Below are 22,719 nucleotides of genomic sequence, written 5' to 3' on the forward strand. Positions count from 1 at the left end.
CATGGAGCGGAACTGTGGACATCGTATTTTCGGCGCGCCCCGTTGGCGGTACGAAGGGCCGTCACCCCGGTGGCCTATCGGCGCGCGTCTTACGTGATTTACATTCCGCTCTCTGGCAGGGTCGTCCCGGAATGGAGTCCGGGAATGGAGTCCGCGGAATACTGAGGATGGGGCGCGGCCGCCCGATGAGAGTTCTGCACATCATCTCCCGCCTCGGCGCGGGTGGCGCCGAGCAGCAACTGCGACTGCTGCTGCGCCACTTGCCGGTGCGCTGTGACGTCCTGGCCCTCACCGGCCCGGGTCTGACCGCGCAGGGCATCCGCGCGGACGGCACCCCCGTCACCCATCTGACCCGCGGCGGCGGCGAATCCGGGTGGAGCGCCCTGCCGTCGCTGGTGCGCGCCGTCCGCTCCGGCGGCTACGACGTGGTGCACACCCATCTCTACCGGGCCTGTGTCCTGGGCCGGACCGCGGCCCGTCTCGCGGGGGTCCGTGCGGTGATCGCCACCGAGCACGCCCTGGGGGAGCGCCGGATCGACGGCCGTCCGCTGACCGCAGGGGTGCGCGCCCGCTATCTGGCGACCGAGCGGCTGGGCGCGGCGACCGTCGCGGTGTCGGCCGCCGTCGCCGACCGGCTGCGCGACTGGGGCGTCTCCAGCCGGCGCATCCACCTGGTGCCCAACGGGATCGACGCCCGCCACTTCCGGTTCACACCCGCCGCCCGCACCGCGGCCCGCGCCCGGCTCGGCATCCCCGAACGGGACTTCGTGGTCGGCGGGGTGGGGCGGCTGGTCGCGGACAAGCGGTTCGACACCGCGCTGCGGGCCGTCGCCGGACTGCCCGGGGCCCGGCTGCTGCTGGTCGGCGAAGGGCCCGAACGGGCGGCGCTGGAGGACCTGGCGGTCCGGCTCGGGGTGGCCGGACGGGTCCGGCTGCTGGGCGAGCGCGACGGTGCGGTGGCCCCCGCCGACGACCGTCCCGCGGGACTGCCCGGTCTGCTGGCCGCCATGGACGTCCTGGTCTCCCCGTCCACCGAGGAGACGTTCGGCCTCGCGGCCCTGGAGGGGCTGGCGGCCGGGCTGCCGGTGCTGCACACCGTCTGTCCGGCGCTGGAGGAACTGCCGGACGGCGCGGCCCCCGGCGCCCGCCGGATCGGCCCCGGCGCCGCCGCGCTCACCGGGGCCCTGCGCGAGCAGGCGGCCGCGGGCCCGCGCAGATTCCCGGTGCCGGATGTGGTGGACCGCTATGACATCGCCCGGTCCGCCCGGCGGCTGATGGACCTCTACGACCGAGCCACCAGCTGCGGTCCGGACGGCTGTCTGCGCGGGGCGCCGGTCAGCCTGCGGATGCCACAGCGTGGTGAGCGCGGTGCTCCCGCGGGCTGACACCCCGTTCGCGTTTGAAGGCGGCGCTGAGCGCGAAGGCGCCGCCGTAGCCGACCCGCCGGGCCACCGACGCCAGGGTGGCGTCCGGCTCCCGCAGCAGATCGGCGGCGAGCGACAGCCGCCAGCCCGTCAGATACGCCATCGGCGGCTCACCGACGAGGGCGGTGAAGCGGCGGGCCAGCGCCGCGCGGGAGACGCCGGTCCTCGCGGCGAGGGCGGCCACCGTCCAGGGGTGCGCCGGATGGCCCTGCAACAGCCGCAGCGCCGGGCCCACCACCGGATCTCCCAACGCCCGGAACCAGGCCGGGGCGTCGGCGTCCGGCCGGGAGAACCAGGACCGCAGCGTCGAGATCAGCAGCAGGTCCAGCATGCGGTCGAGCACCGCCTCCTGTCCCGGCCGGTCCCTGACGATCTCCTCGGCCAGCAGGGGCATCAGCGGGGCGCACGCCTGTTCCCCGGCCACCACCAGCAGCGGTGGCAGCGCGTCCAGCAGCCGTCCGCTGATCTCGCCCTCCAGCAGATAGGTGCCGATGAGCATGACGGCCGCGCCGTCGGGGCTGTTGCCCCAGGTGCGGACGCCCAGCGCCATCGTCTCGGCCAGGTCCTCGCCCTCGGCCGTACGGCACACCTCGCCGGGCAGGATCCACGCCCGTGGCGCGGTGGCCGGATCGTCGGCGACCGTGTACGGATCCGGGCCGCGGGCGATCGCCACGTCCCCCGGACGCAGCCGCGAGCCCGGCCCCGTGTCCGGGACCACCCACGCCTCACCGCGCGCCATGGTCATCACACACAGCGGGGCCCGGTCCTCGATCCGCACCGACCAGGGCGGTTCCATCACCGCGCGGAGCAGAAACGCGCCCCGGGCCCGCGGCCCGTCGAGCAGACTCGCCAGAGCGTCCATGGCGACAGCGTAGACGCACGCGTATGGAGGTGAGCCGCTGAGCCATGGCCCGTCTCACCGCAGGGCAGTTGACTGTCCGTATGACACAGCACAGCGATACCAGCACCGTGGCCGCCGCGACCGGAGCCCGGCCCGTCCTCGTCACCGGCGGCACCGGCAAGACCGGCCGCCGGGTGGCCGCGGCGCTGACCCGCGCCGGAGTGCCGGTGCGGATCGGCTCCCGCTCCGGCGGGACGCGTTTCGACTGGGAGGAACGGGACACCTGGGCGCCCGCGCTGCGCGGCGCGGCCGCCGCCTACCTCGCCTACTACCCCGACATCACCGACCCCGGCGCCGCGGCCGTCATCCGGGCCTTCGCCGAGCAGGCGGTGGCGCACGGCGTGCGGCGGCTGGTGCTGCTGTCGGCCCGCGGTGCGGACGCGGCGCTGCCCGCCGAGCGGGCGGTGGCGGTGCCCGGCGCCGAGTGGACCGTCATCCGGGCCGGCTGGTTCTTCCAGAACTTCGACGAGGGGCTCCTGCGGGACGGGGTGCTCGGCGGTGAGGTCGTCTTCCCCGCCGGGGACGTCAAGGAGCCGTTCGTGGACGCCGAGGACATCGCCGAGGTGGCCGTCGCCGCGCTGACCGGGGAGGGCCACGCGGGCCGTGTCCACGAGCTGACCGGCCCGCGGCTGCTGACCTTCGCCGAGGCGGCGGCCGAACTCACCGCCGTCACCGGCCGTCCGGTGCGCTATCTGCCGGTCTCCGCGGCGGAGTACGGCGCGGTCCTCGCCGGACACGGGCTGCCGCCGGAGCTGGTGGCGTTCCTGACCGAGCTGTTCACCACCCTGCTGGACGGGCGCAACGCCCAACTGGCCGACGGGGTCCAGCGGGTACTGGGCCGGGCGCCGCGTGACTTCACCGACTTCGCCCGCGAGGGCGCGGCCCGCGGTGCCTGGGCCGTATGAGGCCATCGCCCCGGCCGGGTCCGGGGCCGCCGTGGCAGCTTCCTGAAACGATCATTGCCGGGGTGTGCCGGGGCCGGATAGACAGGGGCCGGAGCCGCTTCCCGGACACACCGGAAGGCGGTTCCGGTGGCGTTCCGTGCCCCTGATGGGACGTCCGATGGCGGAGGTCCGGCATTCTCCCCCCAGCCGTGCCGGTCCTCCGCCACTCATCGTGTCAGGAGGTCAGTCCGCCACCCGCAGCACCAGCTTGCCCCGGGTGCGGCCCTCCGCCAGCCGGCGGTGCGCCTCGGCGGCCCGGTCCAGCGGCAGGACGTCCTCGACCTCGACGGCCACCTCACCGGCGTCGATCAGTTCGGCGATCCGGGTGAGCGCGGGGCCGTCCGGCTCCACCAGGTAGGGGGAGACGTGGAAGCCCCGGGCCGCGGCGCGCTCGATCAGTTCGGGGGAGACGCCCGAGGGCACCGCCACCAGACGGCCGCCGGGGCGCAGGGTCTCCAGCGAACGGGTGCTGGTGTCGTCCACCCCGTCGCCGATCAGATCCACCACCACATCGACGTCGCGCACCGCGTCCTCGAACCGGACGGCGGTGTAGTCGACCAGTTCGTCGGCGCCCAGTCCGCGCAGCCAGTCGTGCTTGGCGGCGCGCGCGGTGCCGATCACCTGGGCCCCCAGGTGCTTGGCGAACTGCACCGCGAAGTGGCCGACGCCGCCCGCCGCCGCGTGGATCAGCACCCGCTCACCGGACCGCACCCCGGCCGAGTCGGTGAGGATCTGCCACGCGGTCAGCGCGGCCAGCGGCACCGCGGCGGCCTGCTCATGGCTGAGGCTCTTCGGCTTGCGGGCGAACTGCCGGGACGGGGCGGTGACGTACTCGGCGTAGCCGCCCGCGGCGCGCGGGAACCACGGCATGCCGTACACCTCGTCCCCGGGCTCCAGGGTGTGCACCCCGAAACCGGTCGCCTCCACCACACCGGAGACGTCCCAGCCGAGGATGAACGGCGGCTCGCCCAGGACTCCGGCCATCCCGCCGCCCTCGCGGGTCTTGTGGTCCACCGGGTTCACCCCCGCGGCGACGACGCGCACCAGCACCTCGGTGGGCAGCGGTTCGGGACGGGGCACCTCCACCGGACGCAGCACCTCCGGGCCGCCGAACGCGTCCTGGCTGATGGCTCGCATGGACGGTGATGCGGACACGGGTCCTCCTCGTGGATCACGGACATGTCGTATGCCTTGAACGCATGTCCTGGACTGGGGGCCGAAGCTACCCAATGGGCCGTAGTTACCTGCAAGGGCTACTGCTACCCTTGGGGAAGTATCCTCGTCAGAGCCGCGCCAGGAGCGTTCCCATGACCACCAACTGTGACTCGGGCCGTCATGATCTGCACGATGTCTACGCCGCCCAGTGCCCCTGCCGCGAAGTGCTGGACCTGCTCGCCAACAAGTGGTCGGCACTGGCGATCGGCGCGATGGAGGACGGACCGCAGCGGTTCGGAGTGCTCCAGCGGCGGTTGCAGGGGGTGAGCCCCAAGGTGCTCACCCAGACGCTGCGCCGGCTGGAGGACAGCGGCTTCGTGGACCGTACCGTCTATCCGGCCGTCCCGCCGCACGTCGAGTACGAGCTGACCGCCCTGGGGCGCAGCGTCTCCGAACCGCTGGGGCAGCTGCGCGGCTGGGTGGAGACGCACCTCGACGAGATCGGCCCGGCCGCCCGCGCGGTGTGAGGAGCCCGCGGGCGGGGCGTCACGGCACCCGCTGCTCGGTCCAGATGCACTTGCCCGCCGCCGTGTAGCGGGTGCCCCAGCGGTGGGAGAGTGCCGAGACCAGCTGGAGCCCGCGCCCGCCCTCGTCGGTCTCCGAGGCGTGGCGGATCCGCGGGGTGGTCAGACTGCCGTCGGACACCTCGCAGATCAGCCCCTCGCCGCGCAGCAGCCGCAGCTCCACCGGGCCCTTGCCGTGCCGGACCGCGTTCCCCACCAACTCGCTGACCAGCAGCTCCGCGGTGGTGGTCAGCGGTGCCAACTCCCAGCGCAGCAGCTGCTCCCGGACGTGGTCGCGCGCCTCGCCCGCCGCCACCGGTCCCGGGGACAGCGGCCAGGTGGCGATGTCGTCCGGGGCGATGGCATGGGTACGGGCGATCAGCAGCGCCGCGTCGTCCGCCGTGCCCTGCTTCTCGGGCACCAGCTCGGTCAGCAGGTCATCGCACAGCCGCTCCAGGGACGCGCTCTCGCCGCGCGCCTCCTTCCGCCAGATGTGCAGCGCCCCCGGTCCGGAGCCGGGGCCGGACGCCGCGGCGGTCAGCGTCCGCGCCAGGTGCTCCATCCCGCGGTCGATGTCCCGCGCGGCGGACTCCACCAGCCCGTCGGTGTACAGCACCAGCAGACTGCCCTCGGGCAGTGAGACCTCGGTGGTCTCGAACGGCGGCCGGGCCGCGCCCAGCGGCGGGTCCGGCGCGTGGCCGGGGAACCGCACCGGCTCACCGGGCCGGACCACGGCCGGCGGCGGATGTCCGGCGCGGGCGTAGGAGCAGGTGGCGGTCACCGGGTCGTACACCGCGTACAGACAGGTGGCGTAGAGGCTGTCGCCGAAATCGCTCACCAGGTCATTGAGCCGGGTGAGCAGCTCGGCGGGCGGGAACTCCAGGTCCGCCAGGGTGTGCACGGCCGTGCGCAGCCGTCCCATGGTGGCCGCCTCGGACAGCCCGTGGCCCATCACGTCGCCGATCACCAGCGCCACCCGGGCCCCGGACAGCGGGATCACGTCGTACCAGTCACCGCCGACCTCGACCCCCTCGCTCGCGGGCAGATAGCGGGCGGCGGTGGTGACCGCGTGCACCGCCGGCAAGGTGCGTGGCAGCAGTCCGCGCTGGAGCTCCTTGGCCCGGGTGTGCTCCATGTCGTACAGCCGGGCCCGCTCGATGGCCTGCGCCATCAGCCCGCTGAGCGCGTTGAGCAGGGCGCGTTCCTCACCGGTGAGATGGCGCGGCTCGGCGAAGGAGATCACCGAACAGCCGATGTCCCGGCCGGAGACGACCAGCGGCAGGAACGCCCACGCCGCCTTGCGGGCGGAGAACGGACGGTCCGCCTGCGTCGGATAGCGCCGGACGAACTCCTCGACCGAGTCGATGAAGACCGGTGCCCCGGTGTGGTAGACCTCCGAGACCGCCGAGAGATCACTGATGGGGGAGCCGTCGATCGCCTCCAGGAACGACTGCGGATAGCCGACGCCGCCCGCCACCTGGATCTGGCTCCCCTCGATCAGCTGGACGACGAAGCCCGACGCCCCGAACGGGGGCAGCACCCGGTCGGCGATCGCGGTCACCACCTCGCGCATCGTCAGCGCCTGGGCGAGCGCGTCGGTCAGCTCGCCGATCCGGGCACCGCGCTCGGCCGCCGACCGCTCGGCGGCGGCGCGCTCCTCCTCCCGCGCCCGGCTCTCGGTGATGTCGGCCGCGTAGACCGCGAGCCCGTCCGGCACCGGGACCAGCCGCATGTAGTACCACCGCTGGTTGGTGGGCCAGCGCACCTCGAAACCGGACGGGGCGCCGGCCTCGGCCGCCCGGCGGTAGCGCGCCGGGAGACCCGGTTCCGCGATGTCCACGCCCAGCCGGGTGAACGCCTCCCACAGCGTGTGGCCCAGCAGTGCGTGCGAGGCGCCGAGCAGCCGCTCCGCCTCCACGTTGACGAAGGTGATCCGCCACTGGGCGTCGACCGCGAAGAACGCGTCGCTCATATGCCACAGCGCCCGGCTGACCGAGTCCGGGGCGATCCGGTGCTCGGGGCCGCCCCCGGCCCGCCAGGGCTCCGGCGGGGACTCCCGCGGGTCCGGCAGCCGCGGGCCGGTCCATCCGGCCAGCTCCGCCAGGGCCGCCCGGCACCCCGGACCCGGCTCCTCGGCGGTGGCCAGCACCGACAGCGCCCCGGCCACCGTGCCGTCCGCGCCGGTCAGCGGTACCGCCAGCAGCCCCGTCCCGGCGGGCAGCACCGCGCCGGTGCCGTCCTCGCCGGGCCGCGCGGGCAGCCACACCGGCAGTCCGCGGGTCACCGCGAGGGCCGGGGCGGTGCCGTTCCCGACCCCGATCTCCGTCCAGCCCCCGGCGATGGTGCGCACCAGGCCGTGGGCCGTGGTGAGCAGCAGCTCCGGGCCCCCGGGGCCGCGCAGATGCACCATCCCGCCGAGACCGCCGCACTCCGTCACCGCATGCTCGAGCACAAAGCTCAGCAGGTCGGCGCCGCGCAGCTCCTCACCGGCCTTGACGATCAGACGCAGCCGGGCGGCGACGGCCTCGTCCACGGAGATCTGCCCGGCCATGCACTCACCTCCGGCCGCGGGTGCGCGGGGCCGTCCGGCGCATGCCCGCGTTGTGCCTCACTCCTTCCGTCTTTCCCAGTTTATCGGTAGATGAAAGATGAAATATCGCTTCGGATCGGTGTCGGATCGATATCGGCCCATGCGGCCCATACGGCCCGGCCGACCGGCCCCCCTCATGCCCCTGGGCCTCATGCCCCGGCGTGCAGCAGCGCCGCCCAGGTCCACGGCTCATCCGGTCTGGCGTTCCGCATCCGCCGGGTCACCGTGTGCAGCGCCCGCGCCCCGGGCAGCCGGTCCGGCGCGGTCAGGGCACCCTCCAGGGCGCCGTGGAAACCGGCGGCCACCTCGGCCGCCACCTCATCGCCGATCTCCCACAGCGTCGCTACCGCCTGCGCGTATCCGGCCAGGTGGAAGGCGGAGGCCACATGGATCGCCTCGTCCGCCAGCCGCGCGCCGCCGCGCGCCGTACCGCAGGCCGACAGATACGCCAGTTCCGCCCCGTCCAGATGCAGCGCGCTGATGGCGGACAGGCTCAACGGCCCGTCGTGCAGCAGCAGATGGCTGGCGGCCGGATCGGCCGGATCACTGCCCGCGTGACACGCGAAGTGCGCCACCGCCGCCCCGGGCAGCGCCGCGAGCACCGCCTCCCGGGTGGCCGCCGCCCCCACCAGCGGCGCCGTGCCCCCGGCCCGCGCGGCCAGCACACCCGCCTCGTCCACCGTGCGCGGCAGCGGGGCGTGGCCGGGCGTGTCCGGCATCGCCACCGCCAGCGCGGCGCGCCGGGCCGCCACCGGCTGGGCCCGGCTGTGCATCAGACTCCGCAGGGTCGGGGTGTACGAGGAGACCACCCGGTCCAGCACCGCGTCCCCGGGCCGGCCGTGATGGCCCGCGGCGTGCAGCGGCAGCGAGTTGAGGGGTCCGGTGGGCGACCACCACAGCCGGGTCCAGGGCTCGCCCTCCGGCGGGGGACCGGTCAGCCCCAGGGAGTTCAGCACCGGTTCGGCCAGGACGTCCCACAGCCAGCCCAGCGTCTCGCCGACCACCTGACGCGCCGGACCGGCCAGCAGCCCGCCCCCGCCGCCGGTGAGCACCCCGATCGCCTCGTGGAACGCCTCCGCCTGTTCGATCAGCTCCCCGGCGCGCAGTCCCGGCAGCGCCACCGGCACCAGCCCGTCCGGGCGGAGCACCAGGGCGTCACAGCGGCGCGGATTGACGTTCACGCTGACCACCGGGCCCTCGGCGGCGGCCGGGAGCAGATCCGGCAGCCCCAGCGGCAGGGGCAGCAGGAAGCGCTCGAAACCGGGCAGCCGTTGCAGCCGGTCCATCAGTTCCTTCCACTGCACCGCCAGCTCCCGGTACTCGGCCAAGTCCTCCTGGCGCGGCACCTGTCCGTAGGCGCCCCGCGCGTGGAGCGCCCGCACCCGCTCGCGCAGCTCCACCAGCCGTGCCGCCAGTCCGGCGTCGGTCCGGCGCAACTGGTTCAGTTCCCGGCGGGCGTTGACCGCCGTGGACAGCAGAAAGGCCCGTCCGTCCTCCAGCGCCTCCAGCGCGCCGGGCGCGTCCCGGTACCCCAGGGAGTCGGCGGCGCTGTTGGAGGCGAGCCGGGCGGCGGCACTGCTCGGCCGGTCCGGCCCGTCCGCCACCCGTGGCTCGTCGAGCGCCTCGTGCTGCATCCGGCTGGTCACCGCGGAGGACCAGGCCATCAGCAGGTACGGCACATACGGATCGGTGGCGGGGAGGGCGTCCAGCACCTGGCGGGCCAGTCCGGCCGCCTCCTGGAAGTCCGCCTCGTCGTGGTCCAGCTGATAGTGGTCGAACAGCGCGTGGGCCAGGGCCTTCTGCGCCGGGAGGTACGCCGGGTCGTCATGCGGCAGGGTGGCCAGCCGCCGCCGTCCCTGCCGGACGGCGGCGGTGGTGCGGGCCAGCATCTCGAAGGGCGACTGCTGGGCGTGGCCCAGCATCACCTGGGCCTCCACATGGTCGGGCGACAGCCCCATCCTGGCCAGGACCGCAGGGAAACCGCCCTCCGCCTCCCGGAACAGCGGCATCAGCTCGGCCAGCCCCTCCGTCCAGTTCTCCCGCGACATCATCTCCGGATCGTGCTGGTGCCGGACCAGCAGCAGCCCATGGCGGTTGAACGTCACCAGCACCCGGTCCCGGTGGTCCTCGGGCATCTCCCGCAGTACCCGGTCGTGGACCGCCAGCAGCGCGTCGAGCTCGGTGGTGTCCACCGGCCGGGGCGGCTTGTCCTCGGACCGGTCCAGGAACGCGCGCATCGCCTCCTCGCGCTCCCCCGGGGGCAGATGGCTGAACTGCGCCGCCAGCGTCTCCAGCGCCTTCGCGGTCAGCTCCGCCATCCCCACCTCGTCGGGGTAGCGCATCAGGGCCGCGCTGAGGTCCATGAGCTGCGCGTGGCGGCTGGTGCCGCCGCCGGACACCATGTTCAGTATCTTGGCCACGAATGCCAGCGGATGGCCGCTCTCCCCGGAGCCCTCCGCGCCCTGGCGGGGGACCATCGACGCCGTGAGGCCGTCCAGCGCCCTCAGGTGTTCCCGGGTCCGCGGATCGCGCCGCTCCCGGACCCGGCTCGGGGCGCGCAGCATGGTCGCGCGGGTGAACACCTCCTTCGCGTTCTCCAGTTCCGCGCTGTCCGCGGGCAGTTGGGGGATCGCCTGCTCCAGGAACCCGAGGGCCTCGTCGAGCACGGCGGTGTCCACGTCGCCGGGACGCTCCGCCCCGGACTCCGCCCACAGCAACAGCCCGGCTCCGAGGTCGGCGCGCATCTGCGGGAGGTTCTGGTCCACCTCGGTGGCGGTCGCCACCGCCGTCCGCAGCAGTTCGACGGACTCCCCGAGCAGCGGCCGGTCCCGGGTCAGCGTCGCCTTGCACCGCAGGGCCAGTGCCAGCCCGTTGGCGCAGCGCGCGTGGTTGAGATGGGCGCGCGGGGTGGTGGTGAACGCCTCCCGCAGCACCGTCACCGCCGCGTCCAGCTCCGGCATCGGCAGCGGCCCCTCGCCCCGGTGCGCGAACAGGTCGGTCAGCACCAGGGCGTAGCCGAGGTTGCACAGCACCAGCGGACGGGACGGATGGCCCGGCGGCAGGACGCGCTCCGCGTCCCGCAGCAGCCGCACCGCCACCCGCCCGCCCGTCAGGTCCGTACGCTCCCGCACCAGCCGCGTCACCAGCAGCATGGCCAGGTTGCCCATGGCCTCCGCGTGCGCGCGGACCAGCTCCTCCCCGGCGGGCCGCACCGACGGGGACAGCGCCCGGGTGAAGGAGGCGCGCACCGGTGCGGGCAGCGCCTCCGCCCGGCTCAGATAGAACGGCCACAGCAGGACCACCGACAGCGCCCAGGACTCCTGCCCCTCCTCACCGGGCAGGGTGGCGCGGAACCAGTGCAACAGCCCCGTCGCGTACAGCACTTGGGCGTCCACCCCACGCGGGGTGGCCAGATACGCCAACAGTCCGTCGGCCTCCTCCCCCGCCAGCGGGGCCTGCGCGCCCGAGAGATCGCCGGTACGGACCGCCAGGTCCAGCCGGGACTGCACGGCAGCGAGCAGCCGGTCACGCATGGTGCCCCCTTTCGATGGCCCAGTGGTGCGCCGCGGGTCCGCGGGGACGGCCCCCGCCCACCCGCGGTTCAAACGCCCTTGCGGAACCGCTCGGTGACCGCTGCCCCGCGCGCCGGCCGGACGGGCCGGAACTCGTCGTCGAACCGGTCCAGCAGCTCGTCCAGATGGACGTCGACCGCGGCCTCCACCAGCTCCGCGTACGCCTCGGCCGTCTCCCGCGCCCGTCGCCGGCAGACCACGGCCACCCCCAGGCCCACCACCGCGGAGGGCCACCACAGCGCGCCCAGCGCGCCGTAGAGCACCGCCCAGCCGCCCAGTGCCGCCGCCTCGTCGAAGCCCTGGCGGCTGTCGGTCAGCGGCTGCCGGGTGGTGTCCGGCAGCAGCAGCCACAGCCGGGGCCAGGCGGCGGTCAGGTCCAGTGCGTACTGGTCCCGCACCCGGACCGCCGGGGCCGCCAGCCGGTCCCCGGTCCAGGTGGGCCGCCGTGGCACGGTGAGCGCCACCGCGTTGCGCCGCGCGGCCAGTTCACCCAGCCGGTACGCGTCCTCGCCCGCCTCCCGGGCCGCCTCGTACGCCGCGTCGCACCCCCGCCAGGCCGTCAGCCGCCTGGCCGTCAGCCGCCGGTCCAGGGGGCGGAGGAAGAACGGCCAGCGGCCGGAGAGCAGCGAGGTCACCGGTCCGCCCAGCGCCCGCGCCACCAACGCGACCGCCACCGACACCGCCACCACGCCGATCACCAGCATCACGGTCCGCGCCGATCCGGCCCCCTGCCGCTCCGCCCCGCCCACCGCCGCGAACGCGCCGAGGGTGCGCCACAGCAGCCCGGTGTCCGCCCACCGGCGCTGGCCCAGCGCCGACGCCACCGCCAGGGCGGAGGTGAACAGCAGGCCGGGCAGGACCACCTGGGTCGCCCAGCGCTCGGCGACCTTCCTGCCGAACTCGGAGAGGAACCCGCTCACCATGGCGCGCGCTCACCGGTCGGCGACGAAGCGCAGGGCCTGGTCGTGCACTCCGCACGAGGGCAGTTCCGAGGCGGCCGTCCGTTCCTCGGCGCGTGGACACCGGCCCAGCGGGCAGAGGTAGACGCCGGTGACCCGCGCGGGCCGGTCCTCCTCCACGGGCGTCGGCAGCGTCGCGCGGGACGCGTCGGCCGGGACGGGTTCCGCGCCGTCCATCCCCAGCCCGGCCAGCAGTTCACCGACCGGTTCACCGCGCCGCGCCGCGAGCACCACCTGCTCCACGGCCGCCCGCCGGGCCCGGGAGGCCGGACCCCGCAGCATGGCCCTCAGCCGGGGCAGCACCGCGCAGAACGCGGCCAGCGCCCGCTGCTCGTCCCGCTCGTTCCGTTCGGCGTCGCTCGTCACGGAGCCGATCCTAGGTGTGAACTCACCGTCATCAACATGTTGTTGTCACCACCCGGTATCCCGTCTCCGCCGTGTTCTCTCCCGCGGCCTTCAGCGCGCCGCGGCACCACGCGGTCACCGTGCGGCCGTCTTCCGTGATCCGCACGGCGTACGCCACCGGGCCGCCCCGGCGTGCCGCCGCCCGGTCCGCGGGGGGCTCGATCCGCCAGCGGGCCCCGGCCGTGCCGTGCGGTCCGAGCGAACGCGGTGCACGGCCCACCGGAACCGCCCGCCAGCCCGTGGGCAGCACGGGTGGGCGCACCTCCACGGCCAGGTCACGGGCCGCGGTGTTCCGCACCCGCAGCCGCTCGCCGTCGGTGGAGGGGCGCAGCCGCACGATCGACGACGACCGTGACCACACCCGCACCGACCGCAGCCGGTCGTTGCTGCCGTCGCGCGTATGCACCACCCACACCCGTACCGCGGACACCTCCACCGGGCGTTTGAGGACCATCGACTCCTTGCTGGGGCGCTCCGAACCGGCCCTTTCCAGATCGAACTGCCAGCTTCCGCGCGGCGGGGTGACCCAGCGCGAGCCGATCCGGTAGTCCACCGCGCCGAGCCCCAGGGCACTGCCCCACTCCTTGTCGACGCGGTGGATCAGCACCGGTGTGCCGAAGTGCAGCACCCACTGGTCCACGTCATGGGGGCTGCCCCTGGACGACCAGGCGTCCCCGCGGTGCCCCTCCCGTGCCATCTCCGGGGTGCTGCCCGGCGCGGAGTAGGTGGCCAGCGCCCGGGGCCAGTCCGCGCCCGGGGTGTACGCGGCCAGGTCGACGTCATGGACCGAATCCGCCAGCGGCCGCCGCCAGCGGTCGTACTCCTGCGGCAGCCCGAAGAACCACGTCGGCGGCAGCGCCCCCGCCACCAGCAGTGACACCGCCAGTGGCAGGGACAGCAGCCCCACCAGATGGGCCGTCAGCAGTCCGCCGCGCGCCGTTCCCGCGCCCCGGGCCGCCCCGCCCTCGCGCCCGCCGGGCACCCAGCCGTCGGTCCGCCGCCGGGCGGAGAGACGGGCGCCCTCCAGGAGACTGCGGCGTGCCCGCGCGCGCCGCTCACCGGCCGCGAACAGCGCCGCCAGCGGCCGCCATCCGGCTCCCGGCACCACGGACCACATACGCCGCCACCGCAACTCCGCCGCACGGGCCCGCCGTTGCCGCAGCGCCAGCCGCTCGGCGGCGGTCCGGCGACGGACACCGCGGGCGGTGGGCCGGGAGGCGGTACGCGGGACGAGGCGGGGGAGGCGGCGACGCGCGACCCGCACCCCGGCGGCCCACAACAACAGCCCCCCGAGCGGCGCGCCGTCCCGCGCCGTACCGGCGGTCTCCGCCGTACCCTCCGCGGCGACGGCGTACCGGACCCGGGCGCCGGACCGCTCGATCGTACGGACCAGGTTGCCGCCGCCGGAGCGCTCCAGCCAGTCGCGGACCTCCGTGCCGGACGCCACCGCGGCCTCCGGCAGATCCGAGCCCAGCGGGGTCCGCCGCAGCGCTGCGGCCTTCGTGACCACCACCGCGATCCGGCCGGGTCGCCGCCGTGCCGGGAGGGCCTCCACGGCGTGCAGCACCCGGTCCACGGTGTCGGACGGATTCCGGGGCGGGACCGGTACCCGGCCGGCGGCCTCCGGTCCGCCCTCGTCGGGCGCGAGCGCCCGCCGCACCGACGGCAGCGCCGGCGCGTCGACCACGAACACCAGCCCGTCGGCGCGCCGCAGACAGCCCAGGGCGTCCACCGACTCCTGCCGGGTGTACACCGAGCCGGGCGGATCGTAGACGACCAGCGGCACATCGGCACCGCGCAGCCCGGCCAGCGTGGTGGCGTGCGTCGCGACCGGTTCGGGGCGCAGCACGCCGCCGAGCTCCTCCACCCGCTCCCGCGCCTCCGCCAGAGCCCGGTAACGCACCACGCTCTGACCGGAGTCCGGCCCGCCCGCGAGCACCACGGTCCGGGTGCGCGCCCGCCCGCGCCCCGTCCGGCGCGGCAGCGGCCGGGCACACGACGGACAGGACATCTCCAGGCGGCGCGCCCCGAACGCCCGCGAGGCGGGCAGCCGGGCCCCGCAGCGGCAGACATGGCGCAGGGCCCCGTACCGCCCCGGGACCAGCTGCCGGTGGCCCGCACCGCAGACCGGACACCGGTGCACCGGCAGTGCCACCGGCTCCCCGCACTCCAGATGCGGACAGACCGCGCCCCGGTCCGTCCGCCACCGCCCGGCCCGGTCCACGGCCGCCAGCGGCGCCCACCACACCACCGCGCGGACGGCGGACGCCACCGCCCACAGCGCGCACTGGACCACCGCGGCCAGCAGACACAGCGCGGCCGCGAGGACCAGCACCGGCAGCAGACCGAGCAGGAAGACCGGGTAGCCGAGTCCGACCAGCACCGCCTGGTGCGCTTCGGACTCCTTCCGGACGTAGGCCGACCGGGCACCCTGCCGGGCTGCCGGGAGCACCGAGAGCCAGTCCTCGCAGGTGTCCCGGTACAGCCGCCCCAGATCGCGGAGGGCCGGACCGTGGAGATAGGCGCGGTACGCGGGTTCCACCGCGTCGCCACCGGGCCGCCGGTCACCGGGCGACGACACGTGGACGATGGCGGACGGCAGCTCCGGATCGACCAGGGCGAGCCGCCGGAAGGCGGCGGCGGGGCCGGACGGCCGTCCGGGCCGTCCGGGCACCGGGCGTCCCAGCGTCGCCCACAGGATCAGCAGGTGGCGCCCCATCAGGAACAGCAACATCGCGGGCAGGTTGAGGCACAGTGCCACCGCCACCGCGATGGCCTGTGCGGGCAGGATGAGGAGAGGCACCGTCTCACCCCTCGCCGCGCCACAGCACGCGCCGCAGCAGCCCTGGCGGGGAGGCGCCCCCGGACGGCTCGCCGGGCGGCACGTCGGGCGGTCGTGGAGGGACGGGGACGGCCAGTTCGCATACGGCCGCGCAGGTCTCCTCCTCGCCCAGCAGACCGTGCTTGTACAGGCGCAGCACCCGCAGCGCCGCCTCGTGGCGCCGCCCGGGGTGCGCCCCGGCGCCGTTCAGCCACACCCGCAGCGCGGTGCGCGGCGCCGGTGCCCACGGCTCGCCGCCCTCGGCTGTCCCGAGCGGATCGGGCGGGCGGCGGGTCAGCGCCGCGCACACCTCGGGCGTGAGGGCGGTGTCCCGGAGCGCCGCGGAGCCCTCCAACGCCCGCAGCAGCCCGGCCAGAACGGCCCTGCGGTGGGTGTCGGCGAGCGTGGCGTCCGGCGGTCCCGCCGGAACCACGGACCCCCGTGGTTCCGGCGGCAGCAGCGCGGTGAGGGTGTCGCCGAACGGACCGGGGCGGGCCGCCAGCCACTGCTCCGCGCCGTCCCGTACGGCTTCCGGTGCCACGTCCCCCTCGGCCAGCCGCAGCCGGACCGCGCCGGTCACGAAGCGCGCGAGCGCCGAACCCGCGCCGTCCGTGCCCGGCTCCGGAGACGGTTCCGGGAACGTGCCCGTCAGCAGGGACCGTTCCAGTGTGTGGCGGGCGGCGTCCCGGAACGCGGGGGAGACGGCGAGCAGCCGGGCGGCGAGCGGCGCGTCCAGACCGGCCGGGCCGGACGCCAGGGAGCGATGCACCTCGGGCGGTAAGAGCTCGGGGCGCCCCGCGAGGGTGCCGAGCAGTTCCTCGAGCGCGTCCCGCTCCGCGGGCGCGGCATCCGCGGCGTCCCAGTCGCCCCGGGCGAGCGCGACCAGGGTGCACACCGTGCCGAGCCGGGCCACCGGGTCTTCCGCCACGGGCACCGCGGACCAGAGGTCGGCGACGGTGTCGAAGACGTCGAGATCGTCCTCGGCCCAGGCGCGGGCGAGCAGTCCGGCGGCCGTGGAGTGCGGTGCGCTGCCGGTGGCGGTGTCCTCCACGGGCAGTGGTCCATCGAGGTGGAAGACGGTGCCGTGCCCGTCGCCCCGGCGCTCCCACACCTCGGGGACGGTGCCCACCAGCAGCCGGGGCTCCTCGTCCGGCCGGTCGGTGTAGGTGATGAACGTCAACTCGGCGGCCAGCGGCGCCGGAAGGGCGAAGGACACGGCGGTGAGCCAGTCGAGCACCCGGTCACCGGAGGAGGAGACCAGCACCACCGGCCCCGGGTCCTCCGCCACGCCGTCCGGCGGTACCCGCCCCAGCGCGCCCAGCACCGCCGCGAGCAGCCGCTCCAGCAGCCGTCCGCCCGCCGGACCGGTCTCCCGGAGCAGCCGCCGGACCCGGTCGGGGCCGGCCTCGCTGCCCAGGGGCAGTTCACCGGTCTCCGGCAGCGGACGGCCGTCGTCGGGGGCCGGGGTGTCCGCCCACAGCGGCGCACCCCACAGCTCCACCGGCCGCAGCCCGGTCAGCTCCTCCGGTGCGGCGAGCACGGCGTGGCAGAAGTAGTTGCCCCAGCGGCCCGTGTAGTCCTGGCCGACGCTGCGGATACGGGTCACCGCGCGCACCGGGCCGAGCAGGTCGTACGCGAACGCCACGGGGTGGGCCGCCGGTTCGGCACCGGCTCCCGGCGGCGGGGCGTAAGCCATCAGCGGCCGCAGTCCGTCCAGCGTGGCGCGCGGGACGTCCGCCGACACCGCGGTGAACCGGAAACCGCCCTGCGGATCACCGGCGCCGGGAGGGGCGGAGGAGTAGTGCGCCTGTCCGGCCACGGCGGTTCACCCCGTTCCCCGGTCGAGCATGCCGAACCGGTGCAGCAGCCACATCAGCGGATCCTCCACCCGGTGCGGCCGCACCCCGCCCAGACCCAGCTCGGCGCCGCGCGGCGACGAGCCCAGCATCGACACGGCGAACAGCTGGTAGTCGGCGCAGGACTGGTCCAGCCGCCGGGCGAGCCCGCCCTCCTGCCACCCGGTCAGCAGCGCCCGCAGCTCGGTGTGCACGGCGGCCCGGTCGTCCGAGTCGAACACCGGACCGGGCGTACGGGTGCGGTGCAGCGGGGAGTTGTCGGGCAGCCGGGGCCACAGCAGATCCAGCTTGGTGAGCGCCACCCCGACCGGGAGCGGTACCTTTTGGCGCCCGCCGGGGGCGTGCACCTCGCCGAGGTGGCGCAGCACGCGGGTGAGCACGTCCGCCGACGGACCGGCGGTGTGCTCCGCGGTGCGGACCGCGCCGCCCGCCGCCGCGCCGGAGGCCGGGCTCGACGCCGCGCCGGGCCCCGCCACGTCCCCCGGGTCGACCAGCACCACCACCGCGTCGGCCTCCGCGAGGTACCGCAGCTGGGTCTCCATCCGGTCCCGGGAGCCGAAGTGTTCACCCGCGGTGTCCAGGAAGACCAGGGTGAGCGAGGTGTCCCGGGTCCTGCCGAACGCGCCGCGGCGGGTGCGGCCGAGCCGGTACACCAGCGGGCGGCCGCCGTCCCGCTCCTGGGTCTTGGGCACGGTCCGGTGGCCGTCGTACAGATGGCGCTCGTAGCGCTCCCGGTAGTCGTCGGTGGTGCGGTCGTCGCACGGCACCAGCGAGGTGCCCAGCTCATCGCCGAGACGGTGCAGCAACTCGTGCACCAGCACCGCGATATAGGTGCTCTTGCCGGAGCTGACCGGCCCGGCGAGCGCCACGATCCGCCCCGGCGACTCCAGATAGCCCTCCGGCAGCCGGTCCCCGCACGCGTGGCAGCGGCGCCGGGTGGTGAGGTGGCCGCAGGTGCCGCAGGTCGCGCGGCGGTCCAGCGGATCGGCCGCGGCCAGCCGCCGGTCCTCGGCACACTCCCGGCCGCCCGTGACGCAGACGAAGCCGAAGCCGTCGCGGCCGAGGCGCCGGAAGCAGTGCGGACACACCCAGGTGCGCCGCCCGCGCCCACCCTTGCCGAACCTCATCACTCGTCCACCCGCTTCACCCGTCGCGCCCGCTCGACCCGCGCTGTCCGCCGCACGCCCGTCCCCCTCATGCCCTTCGCCCCACCTGGAGTTCATGTGTCGGCGGATCGCGCAGCAGCACCCCGTCGCCGACGGCGAAGCAACGCAGCCAGCAGTCCTTTCCGCCCGGCCCCTTCCCACCCGGCGCGGGCACGGTGAGCTCCACCGGCCGCCCGGCGGGCAGTTCGACGTCCCGGAGCTCACCGAGCGTCTCGCCGTCCCCGGGCGTCAGCGGCCAGCTCTCGCCGTACGCCCGTACCAGCAGCAGCCGTTCGGCACGCACCGTGGACCCCGCGGTGAACACCGCGCGCAGGGCGCGCCGTCCGGGCAGCCCGGACCGGCGCAGCCGGTAGCCGACCTCGACCCGCGCGGGCAGCGAGACGGACGAGGGGGCGCCGCCCACCCGCGGCCCGGCGCCGGACGCCACCGCCCGCACCTCGATCTCCACCGCCGCGCCATCCGCCACCGGGATCCGGACGCCCGCGCCGTGCAGATACGCGGCGCGGGTGACGGTCCTGCGGTCCGCCGGGGCACCGCCCACCGTCCAGGACACCTCGGCCGCGTCCACCCCGTGGGCGGGCCAGTCGAACGCCACCGACACCTCACCGCCCAGCCGCCGCGCCTCGATCCGGCCGAGCCCCGGCAGCACCTCGACCCGCCGGTGCGGACCGGTCACCGCCTCGTCCCCGGCCACCGTCACCACCAGCACGGTGGCGCTGCGCGCCGGGACCGCGAACCGCAGGCCGCCGGGGGCCGGTGCGGCGGTCAGCGGACGGGCGGCGGGCCGCAGTCCGGCCACCGGCAGCCGAGTCCCCTCGGACCACGGCACCGCCCCGTCCAGCAGATAGAGCGCCGCGTCGCCGCCGGACGGCGCGGGGAACCGGGCCACCAGCGCCGCCGGATCGTCCGCCGCCGGCTCCACCCGCAGCGCGGTCACCGGCCGTGGCGGGGAGACCGGGGTGGCCGAGAGCCGGACGCCCTCGGTGACCGTCCGCGAACCGTCCGGGCCGCGGTAGACCACGGCGATCCGGTAGCGGTGGACGGTGCCGTTGGCCAGCCCGCCCTCGGTGAAGCCGTCCCGGCGGGTGACCACCCGCACCCCGCGCCCGCCGTGCACGTCGCGGGTCACCTCCACCGACTCCGCCCCGGCCGGACACCGCCAGGCGCCGGTGACGGTGGCGTCACCCGCCCGCAGCGACACCTGCGACACCTCGGGGCGGTGGTACACCGGCCCGCACACCGTGAGCGCGGACGCCGGGGTGTCCGGGCCCGCTCCGCGCCGCACCGCCACGCCGTAGTACAGCGGACGGCCGACGAACAGGGCGGCGCCGTCGGGCGCGAAGGTGTCGCGCAGCGAGGTGGCCGCGGGGGAGTCCGGCCGCAGGACGGTGCCGTCGAGCGCGGAGCGCGGCGGCCGGCCAGCGCGCCGCACCACCACGTACTCCGGCTCCCCGGCGGTGGAGGCGGAGGGCTCCCACTCCACCAGCACCCCCGCGTCGTCGGAGACCGCCCCGGCCCGGGGTACCGGACGGGCGGGCAGCGCCCGGCGCAGCGCGTCCGCGCCGGGCAGGTCCGCGGCGATCTCCCCGGCCCGCTCCAGCAGTTCCCAGCCGCGGTCCGGATCGCCGCCGCGCAGTCCGGCGGCCCGGTCGCGCAGCCGCACCGCCTCGGCCAGCCGCTCCCGGACATGCGCGGCCAGCCCGGCCGTCTCCTCCGGCAGCGCCCCGTCCGGGAACCGGTCCAGCACGGTGGCGGCCTCGGCGAGCAGCCCGTCGGCGGCCAGCCGCCGCAGCCGCCCGGTGACCGGGTCCCCGGCGCGCTCGTGGAGGACGGCGAAGACCAGCCGCCGGGCGTCGGCTTCGGTGACCGACAACTCCCCGACGGCGTGGGCCAGCAGGGTGGCGGCGCCGGAGCGGGCCGCGCGGTGCTCGCGGACCGAGGCGGCCAGTTCGTACCGCAGTACCGCGCCCAGGGCCTCCGGGCCGCGCTCGCCCAGCACCTGCCGCAGCGCGGTCACCACACCGTGGGCGGCGGTCTGGGCGGCGCTGTGCGGCAGCCGGGCCCAGCGGAGGGCCGCCCGGTCCAGGTCCCGCTCCCCGGGCGGGGGCTGGCCGAAGGGGGCCAGCGGGGCGGCGGTCCGGCCGCCGGGGCCGTCCGCCGCCAGGAAGTCGGCGACATGGCGCAGCCGCAGCAGCCCCAGCTGCCGGGCGCAGCGCAGATACGCCGGATGAGGGGCCGCGGGCAGCGCGTCCGGCTCCCTGATCTCGATCCCCGCGCCGCGCAGCGCCTCGCGCACCCGGTCCCCGGGGACCCCGTGGGCCGCCGCCACCTCCTCGACGGTGGCGGGCGCGATCAGCCCGAGCCCGTCCGCGGCCTCCTCCAGCGCGGCCACCAGCCGGCGGCGGCCGTCGTCCTCGCGGCGGCCCTGGTCGGCCAGCGCCGCCCGCAGCGGCGCCAGGTCGCCCGCCGCCGCGGCGTCGAACACCCGCTGGTGGACGGGGTGTCCGGACTCCAGCGCCTCGATCACCGGCCGGTACTTCAGCCGCGACCGGCTCCGCCGCCAGCAGGCCCGGGTCTCCCGCACCGCCTCGGTGACCGAGGCAGCGGTCAGCGGCTCCTCCAGCTGGTAGCGCCGGCGCAGGTCGTCCGTGAGCGGCAGCCCGTGGTCCAGCACCTCACGGCGGTAGCGCGCCTCGTCGAATGCCATCGCTCACCTCCCCCAACGGCGGTCCGGCAGCGGCCGGTCCAGGCGGTCCCGGTTCAGGCGATCCGCTCCTTGGTGAGGGAGAGCCTGGCCTCCTCCACCGCCTCCTCGGTCATCCCGCCGATCCGCACCGTGAGGGTCAGCCGTTCGCCGGTCTCGCGTTCGGTGGCCACGACCGTCAGCAGCCCCGAGGTGTCCAGGGTGAACTCGCACTGGATGGGCCAGCGCTCGGGCTTGTCCGGCGGGATGTCCAACGTGCCGTCGGCAACGACCGTGTTGTGGCCCAGCTCGTCGGACTCGACCGCACCGGCCTGTTCCATCACCTTGATGTCCACCTTCCGCTGACCCGCGCGGATGGTGTAGAAGTCCTGGACCACCGCGACCGGCAACGCGTCGTTGGCGTGCACCAGATGGGTCACGTACTCCCGCTCCAGCTGGGTGTCCCACACCTGGATGCCGTAGCCGCGCGAGGCGACGGTGGAGATCGTGTACGGCTGGTGGGTGATCCGCCCGGTGTCGGGCACCTGCGGCGCCTCCTCGGCGGGCACCTCACCGCTGTTGATCACGTACAGCGCGCGGTCCAGGGCGTACAGGGAGGCGCCGCGGGCCACCGCGAGATCCGGGTTGTGCAGCCGGGGTTCGAAGCCGAACTCCTCGCGCAGCCGCCGGGCCACCGCGGGCATCTTGGTGGCCCCGCCCACCAGCAGGACGTCGTCGAAGTGCGCCACCCCGCGCTCCCGGGCCAGTTCCACGGTGCGCCGGGTGAGGTCGACGGTGCGGTCCAGCAGGTCCCGGGTGAGCTCCTCGACCAGCTCCTGGGTCAGTTCGACCGGCTCCACCAGCCCCTGGTGCATCACCCGGACCGTGTACGCGCCCCGGAACGACAGTGCCTTCTTGGCCTCCTCGGCGTCCTTGCGCAGCTGGGTCTCGGTCTGCGGATCGGCCAGCGGATCGCCCGCGTCGGGGAACCGGGTCCGGAAGGCGTCCACCAGGTGCAGCACCAGCCGGTCGTCCCAGTCGGAGCCGCCCAGCTCCTTGGCGCCGTCGGTGCACACCACCTTCAGCTCGGTGCCGCGCAGCGTCAGCACCGTGGTGTCGAAGGTGCCGCCGCCCAGGTCGTACACCAGGATCGCGCGGTCACCGCCGTCCGCGCCCGCGCCCAGCGTGCCGTAGTCGAGGGCGGCCGCGATGGGTTCGGCCACCACGTCCAGCACCCGCAGACCCGCGATCTCGCCCGCTTTGCGGGTGGCGTCGCGCTCGGCGATCCCGAAGTAGGCGGGAACGGTGATCACCACGTCCCGCACCTCGTGGCCGCCGCTGATCCGCGCGTCGTCGGCGAGTTTGCGCAGCACCCGGGCGGAGATCTCCTCCGGGGTGAACGACCGGCCGTGGAACTCGCGGGTCACCGCCTCGCCCATGTCCCGCTTGATCAGCTGCACCACCGCCTCCGGGTCCACCACGGCGGCGTCCTTGGCGGACTGGCCCACCACGGTGCCGTCCGCGCTCTCGAAGTACACGACCGAGGGGGTGGTGTCCGAACCCTCGAGATTGCGCAGCACAGTGGGTCTGCCCACGTCGTCCACGCAGGCGATGCACGAATACGTGGTTCCCAGGTCGATGCCGTAGACGGCCATACGTGCCCCCTCCGCTGTCCTTCCC

14 protein-coding genes are annotated in these 22,719 nt (G+C 75.5%); 3 read left to right on the forward strand and 11 right to left on the reverse strand.

Annotated features, from left to right (window positions below; translation table 11 throughout):
* Window positions 1-185 precede the first annotated feature (185 nt).
* Window positions 186-1,385, forward strand: coding sequence for a glycosyltransferase (locus AC07FT_RS25745; protein WP_479178259.1), 1,200 nt, complete (start codon window positions 186-188; stop codon window positions 1,383-1,385).
* On the opposite strand, the gene AC07FT_RS25750 is transcribed toward AC07FT_RS25745, so the two are convergent.
* Window positions 1,336-2,286 (reverse strand): AraC family transcriptional regulator, encoded by a 951-nt coding sequence (locus AC07FT_RS25750; protein WP_479178260.1) that lies wholly within the window; start codon window positions 2,284-2,286, stop codon window positions 1,336-1,338. The two genes, AC07FT_RS25745 and AC07FT_RS25750, sit on opposite strands and share 50 nt — an antisense overlap.
* Before the next feature lie 80 nt (window positions 2,287-2,366).
* Between AC07FT_RS25750 and AC07FT_RS25755 the strand changes: the two genes are divergently transcribed.
* Window positions 2,367-3,230 (forward strand): NAD(P)H-binding protein, encoded by an 864-nt coding sequence (locus AC07FT_RS25755; protein ID WP_479178261.1) that lies wholly within the window; start codon window positions 2,367-2,369, stop codon window positions 3,228-3,230.
* 222 nt (window positions 3,231-3,452) lie between these two features.
* Here AC07FT_RS25755 and AC07FT_RS25760 read toward each other — a convergent pair whose 3' ends face one another.
* On the reverse strand, window positions 3,453-4,406 hold the full coding sequence (locus AC07FT_RS25760) for an NADP-dependent oxidoreductase (protein WP_471202699.1): 954 nt from the start codon (window positions 4,404-4,406) through the stop codon (window positions 3,453-3,455).
* 170 nt (window positions 4,407-4,576) lie between these two features.
* On the opposite strand from AC07FT_RS25760, the gene AC07FT_RS25765 reads away from it, so the two are divergent.
* Window positions 4,577-4,951 carry a winged helix-turn-helix transcriptional regulator gene (locus tag AC07FT_RS25765; protein WP_471202488.1) on the forward strand — a complete coding sequence of 125 codons (375 nt, stop codon included), beginning with the start codon at window positions 4,577-4,579 and terminating at the stop codon, window positions 4,949-4,951.
* Window positions 4,952-4,970: 19 nt separating this feature from the next.
* Here AC07FT_RS25765 and AC07FT_RS25770 read toward each other — a convergent pair whose 3' ends face one another.
* From AC07FT_RS25770 to AC07FT_RS25810, 9 genes are all read right to left on the reverse strand, one after another.
* Window positions 4,971-7,538, reverse strand: a complete 2,568-nt coding sequence (locus tag AC07FT_RS25770; RefSeq protein ID WP_479178262.1) for an ATP-binding SpoIIE family protein phosphatase — start codon at window positions 7,536-7,538, stop codon at window positions 4,971-4,973.
* Window positions 7,539-7,726: 188 nt separating this feature from the next.
* Window positions 7,727-11,110, reverse strand: coding sequence for a CHAT domain-containing protein (locus AC07FT_RS25775; protein ID WP_479178263.1), 3,384 nt, complete (start codon window positions 11,108-11,110; stop codon window positions 7,727-7,729).
* A gap of 68 nt (window positions 11,111-11,178) precedes the next feature.
* The gene (locus tag AC07FT_RS25780) at window positions 11,179-12,072 is read right to left on the reverse strand and encodes a hypothetical protein (RefSeq protein WP_479178264.1); all 894 of its coding nucleotides are present in this window, start codon (window positions 12,070-12,072) and stop codon (window positions 11,179-11,181) included.
* A 9-nt stretch (window positions 12,073-12,081) separates the two neighbouring features.
* A complete protein-coding gene (locus AC07FT_RS25785; protein WP_479178265.1) occupies window positions 12,082-12,474 on the reverse strand; it encodes a hypothetical protein in 393 nt (130 codons plus the stop codon).
* 31 nt (window positions 12,475-12,505) lie between these two features.
* Window positions 12,506-15,316: a hypothetical protein gene (locus tag AC07FT_RS25790; RefSeq protein WP_479178266.1), complete on the reverse strand. Its 2,811-nt coding sequence runs from the start codon at window positions 15,314-15,316 to the stop codon at window positions 12,506-12,508.
* Window positions 15,317-15,320: 4 nt separating this feature from the next.
* Complete coding sequence (locus tag AC07FT_RS25795; RefSeq protein WP_479178267.1) at window positions 15,321-17,153, reverse strand: GAP1-N2 domain-containing protein; 1,833 nt, start codon at window positions 17,151-17,153, stop codon at window positions 15,321-15,323.
* A gap of 6 nt (window positions 17,154-17,159) precedes the next feature.
* The gene (locus AC07FT_RS25800; RefSeq protein WP_479178268.1) at window positions 17,160-18,317 is read right to left on the reverse strand and encodes a TRAFAC clade GTPase domain-containing protein; all 1,158 of its coding nucleotides are present in this window, start codon (window positions 18,315-18,317) and stop codon (window positions 17,160-17,162) included.
* 67 nt (window positions 18,318-18,384) lie between these two features.
* A complete protein-coding gene (locus AC07FT_RS25805) occupies window positions 18,385-21,063 on the reverse strand; it encodes a hypothetical protein (protein WP_479178269.1) in 2,679 nt (892 codons plus the stop codon).
* 53 nt (window positions 21,064-21,116) lie between these two features.
* Window positions 21,117-22,694 (reverse strand): Hsp70 family protein, encoded by a 1,578-nt coding sequence (locus AC07FT_RS25810; protein ID WP_479178270.1) that lies wholly within the window; start codon window positions 22,692-22,694, stop codon window positions 21,117-21,119.
* Window positions 22,695-22,719: the final 25 nt, after the last annotated feature.

Source organism: Streptomyces sp. NPDC045899 (assembly GCF_056431485.1).

Bases quoted from the DNA above. Each gene is read 5' to 3' on its own strand.
- AC07FT_RS25745 (WP_479178259.1), top strand. From the start codon at position 186: ATGAGAGTTCTGCACATCATCTCCCGCCTCGGCGCGGGTGGCGCCGAG.
- AC07FT_RS25750 (WP_479178260.1), bottom strand. From the start codon at position 2,286: ATGGACGCTCTGGCGAGTCTGCTCGACGGGCCGCGGGCCCGGGGCGCG.
- AC07FT_RS25755 (WP_479178261.1), top strand. From the start codon at position 2,367: ATGACACAGCACAGCGATACCAGCACCGTGGCCGCCGCGACCGGAGCC.
- AC07FT_RS25760 (WP_471202699.1), bottom strand. From the start codon at position 4,406: ATGCGAGCCATCAGCCAGGACGCGTTCGGCGGCCCGGAGGTGCTGCGT.
- AC07FT_RS25765 (WP_471202488.1), top strand. From the start codon at position 4,577: ATGACCACCAACTGTGACTCGGGCCGTCATGATCTGCACGATGTCTAC.
- AC07FT_RS25770 (WP_479178262.1), bottom strand. From the start codon at position 7,538: ATGGCCGGGCAGATCTCCGTGGACGAGGCCGTCGCCGCCCGGCTGCGT.
- AC07FT_RS25775 (WP_479178263.1), bottom strand. From the start codon at position 11,110: ATGCGTGACCGGCTGCTCGCTGCCGTGCAGTCCCGGCTGGACCTGGCG.
- AC07FT_RS25780 (WP_479178264.1), bottom strand. From the start codon at position 12,072: ATGGTGAGCGGGTTCCTCTCCGAGTTCGGCAGGAAGGTCGCCGAGCGC.
- AC07FT_RS25800 (WP_479178268.1), bottom strand. From the start codon at position 18,317: ATGAGGTTCGGCAAGGGTGGGCGCGGGCGGCGCACCTGGGTGTGTCCG.
- AC07FT_RS25805 (WP_479178269.1), bottom strand. From the start codon at position 21,063: ATGGCATTCGACGAGGCGCGCTACCGCCGTGAGGTGCTGGACCACGGG.
- AC07FT_RS25810 (WP_479178270.1), bottom strand. From the start codon at position 22,694: ATGGCCGTCTACGGCATCGACCTGGGAACCACGTATTCGTGCATCGCC.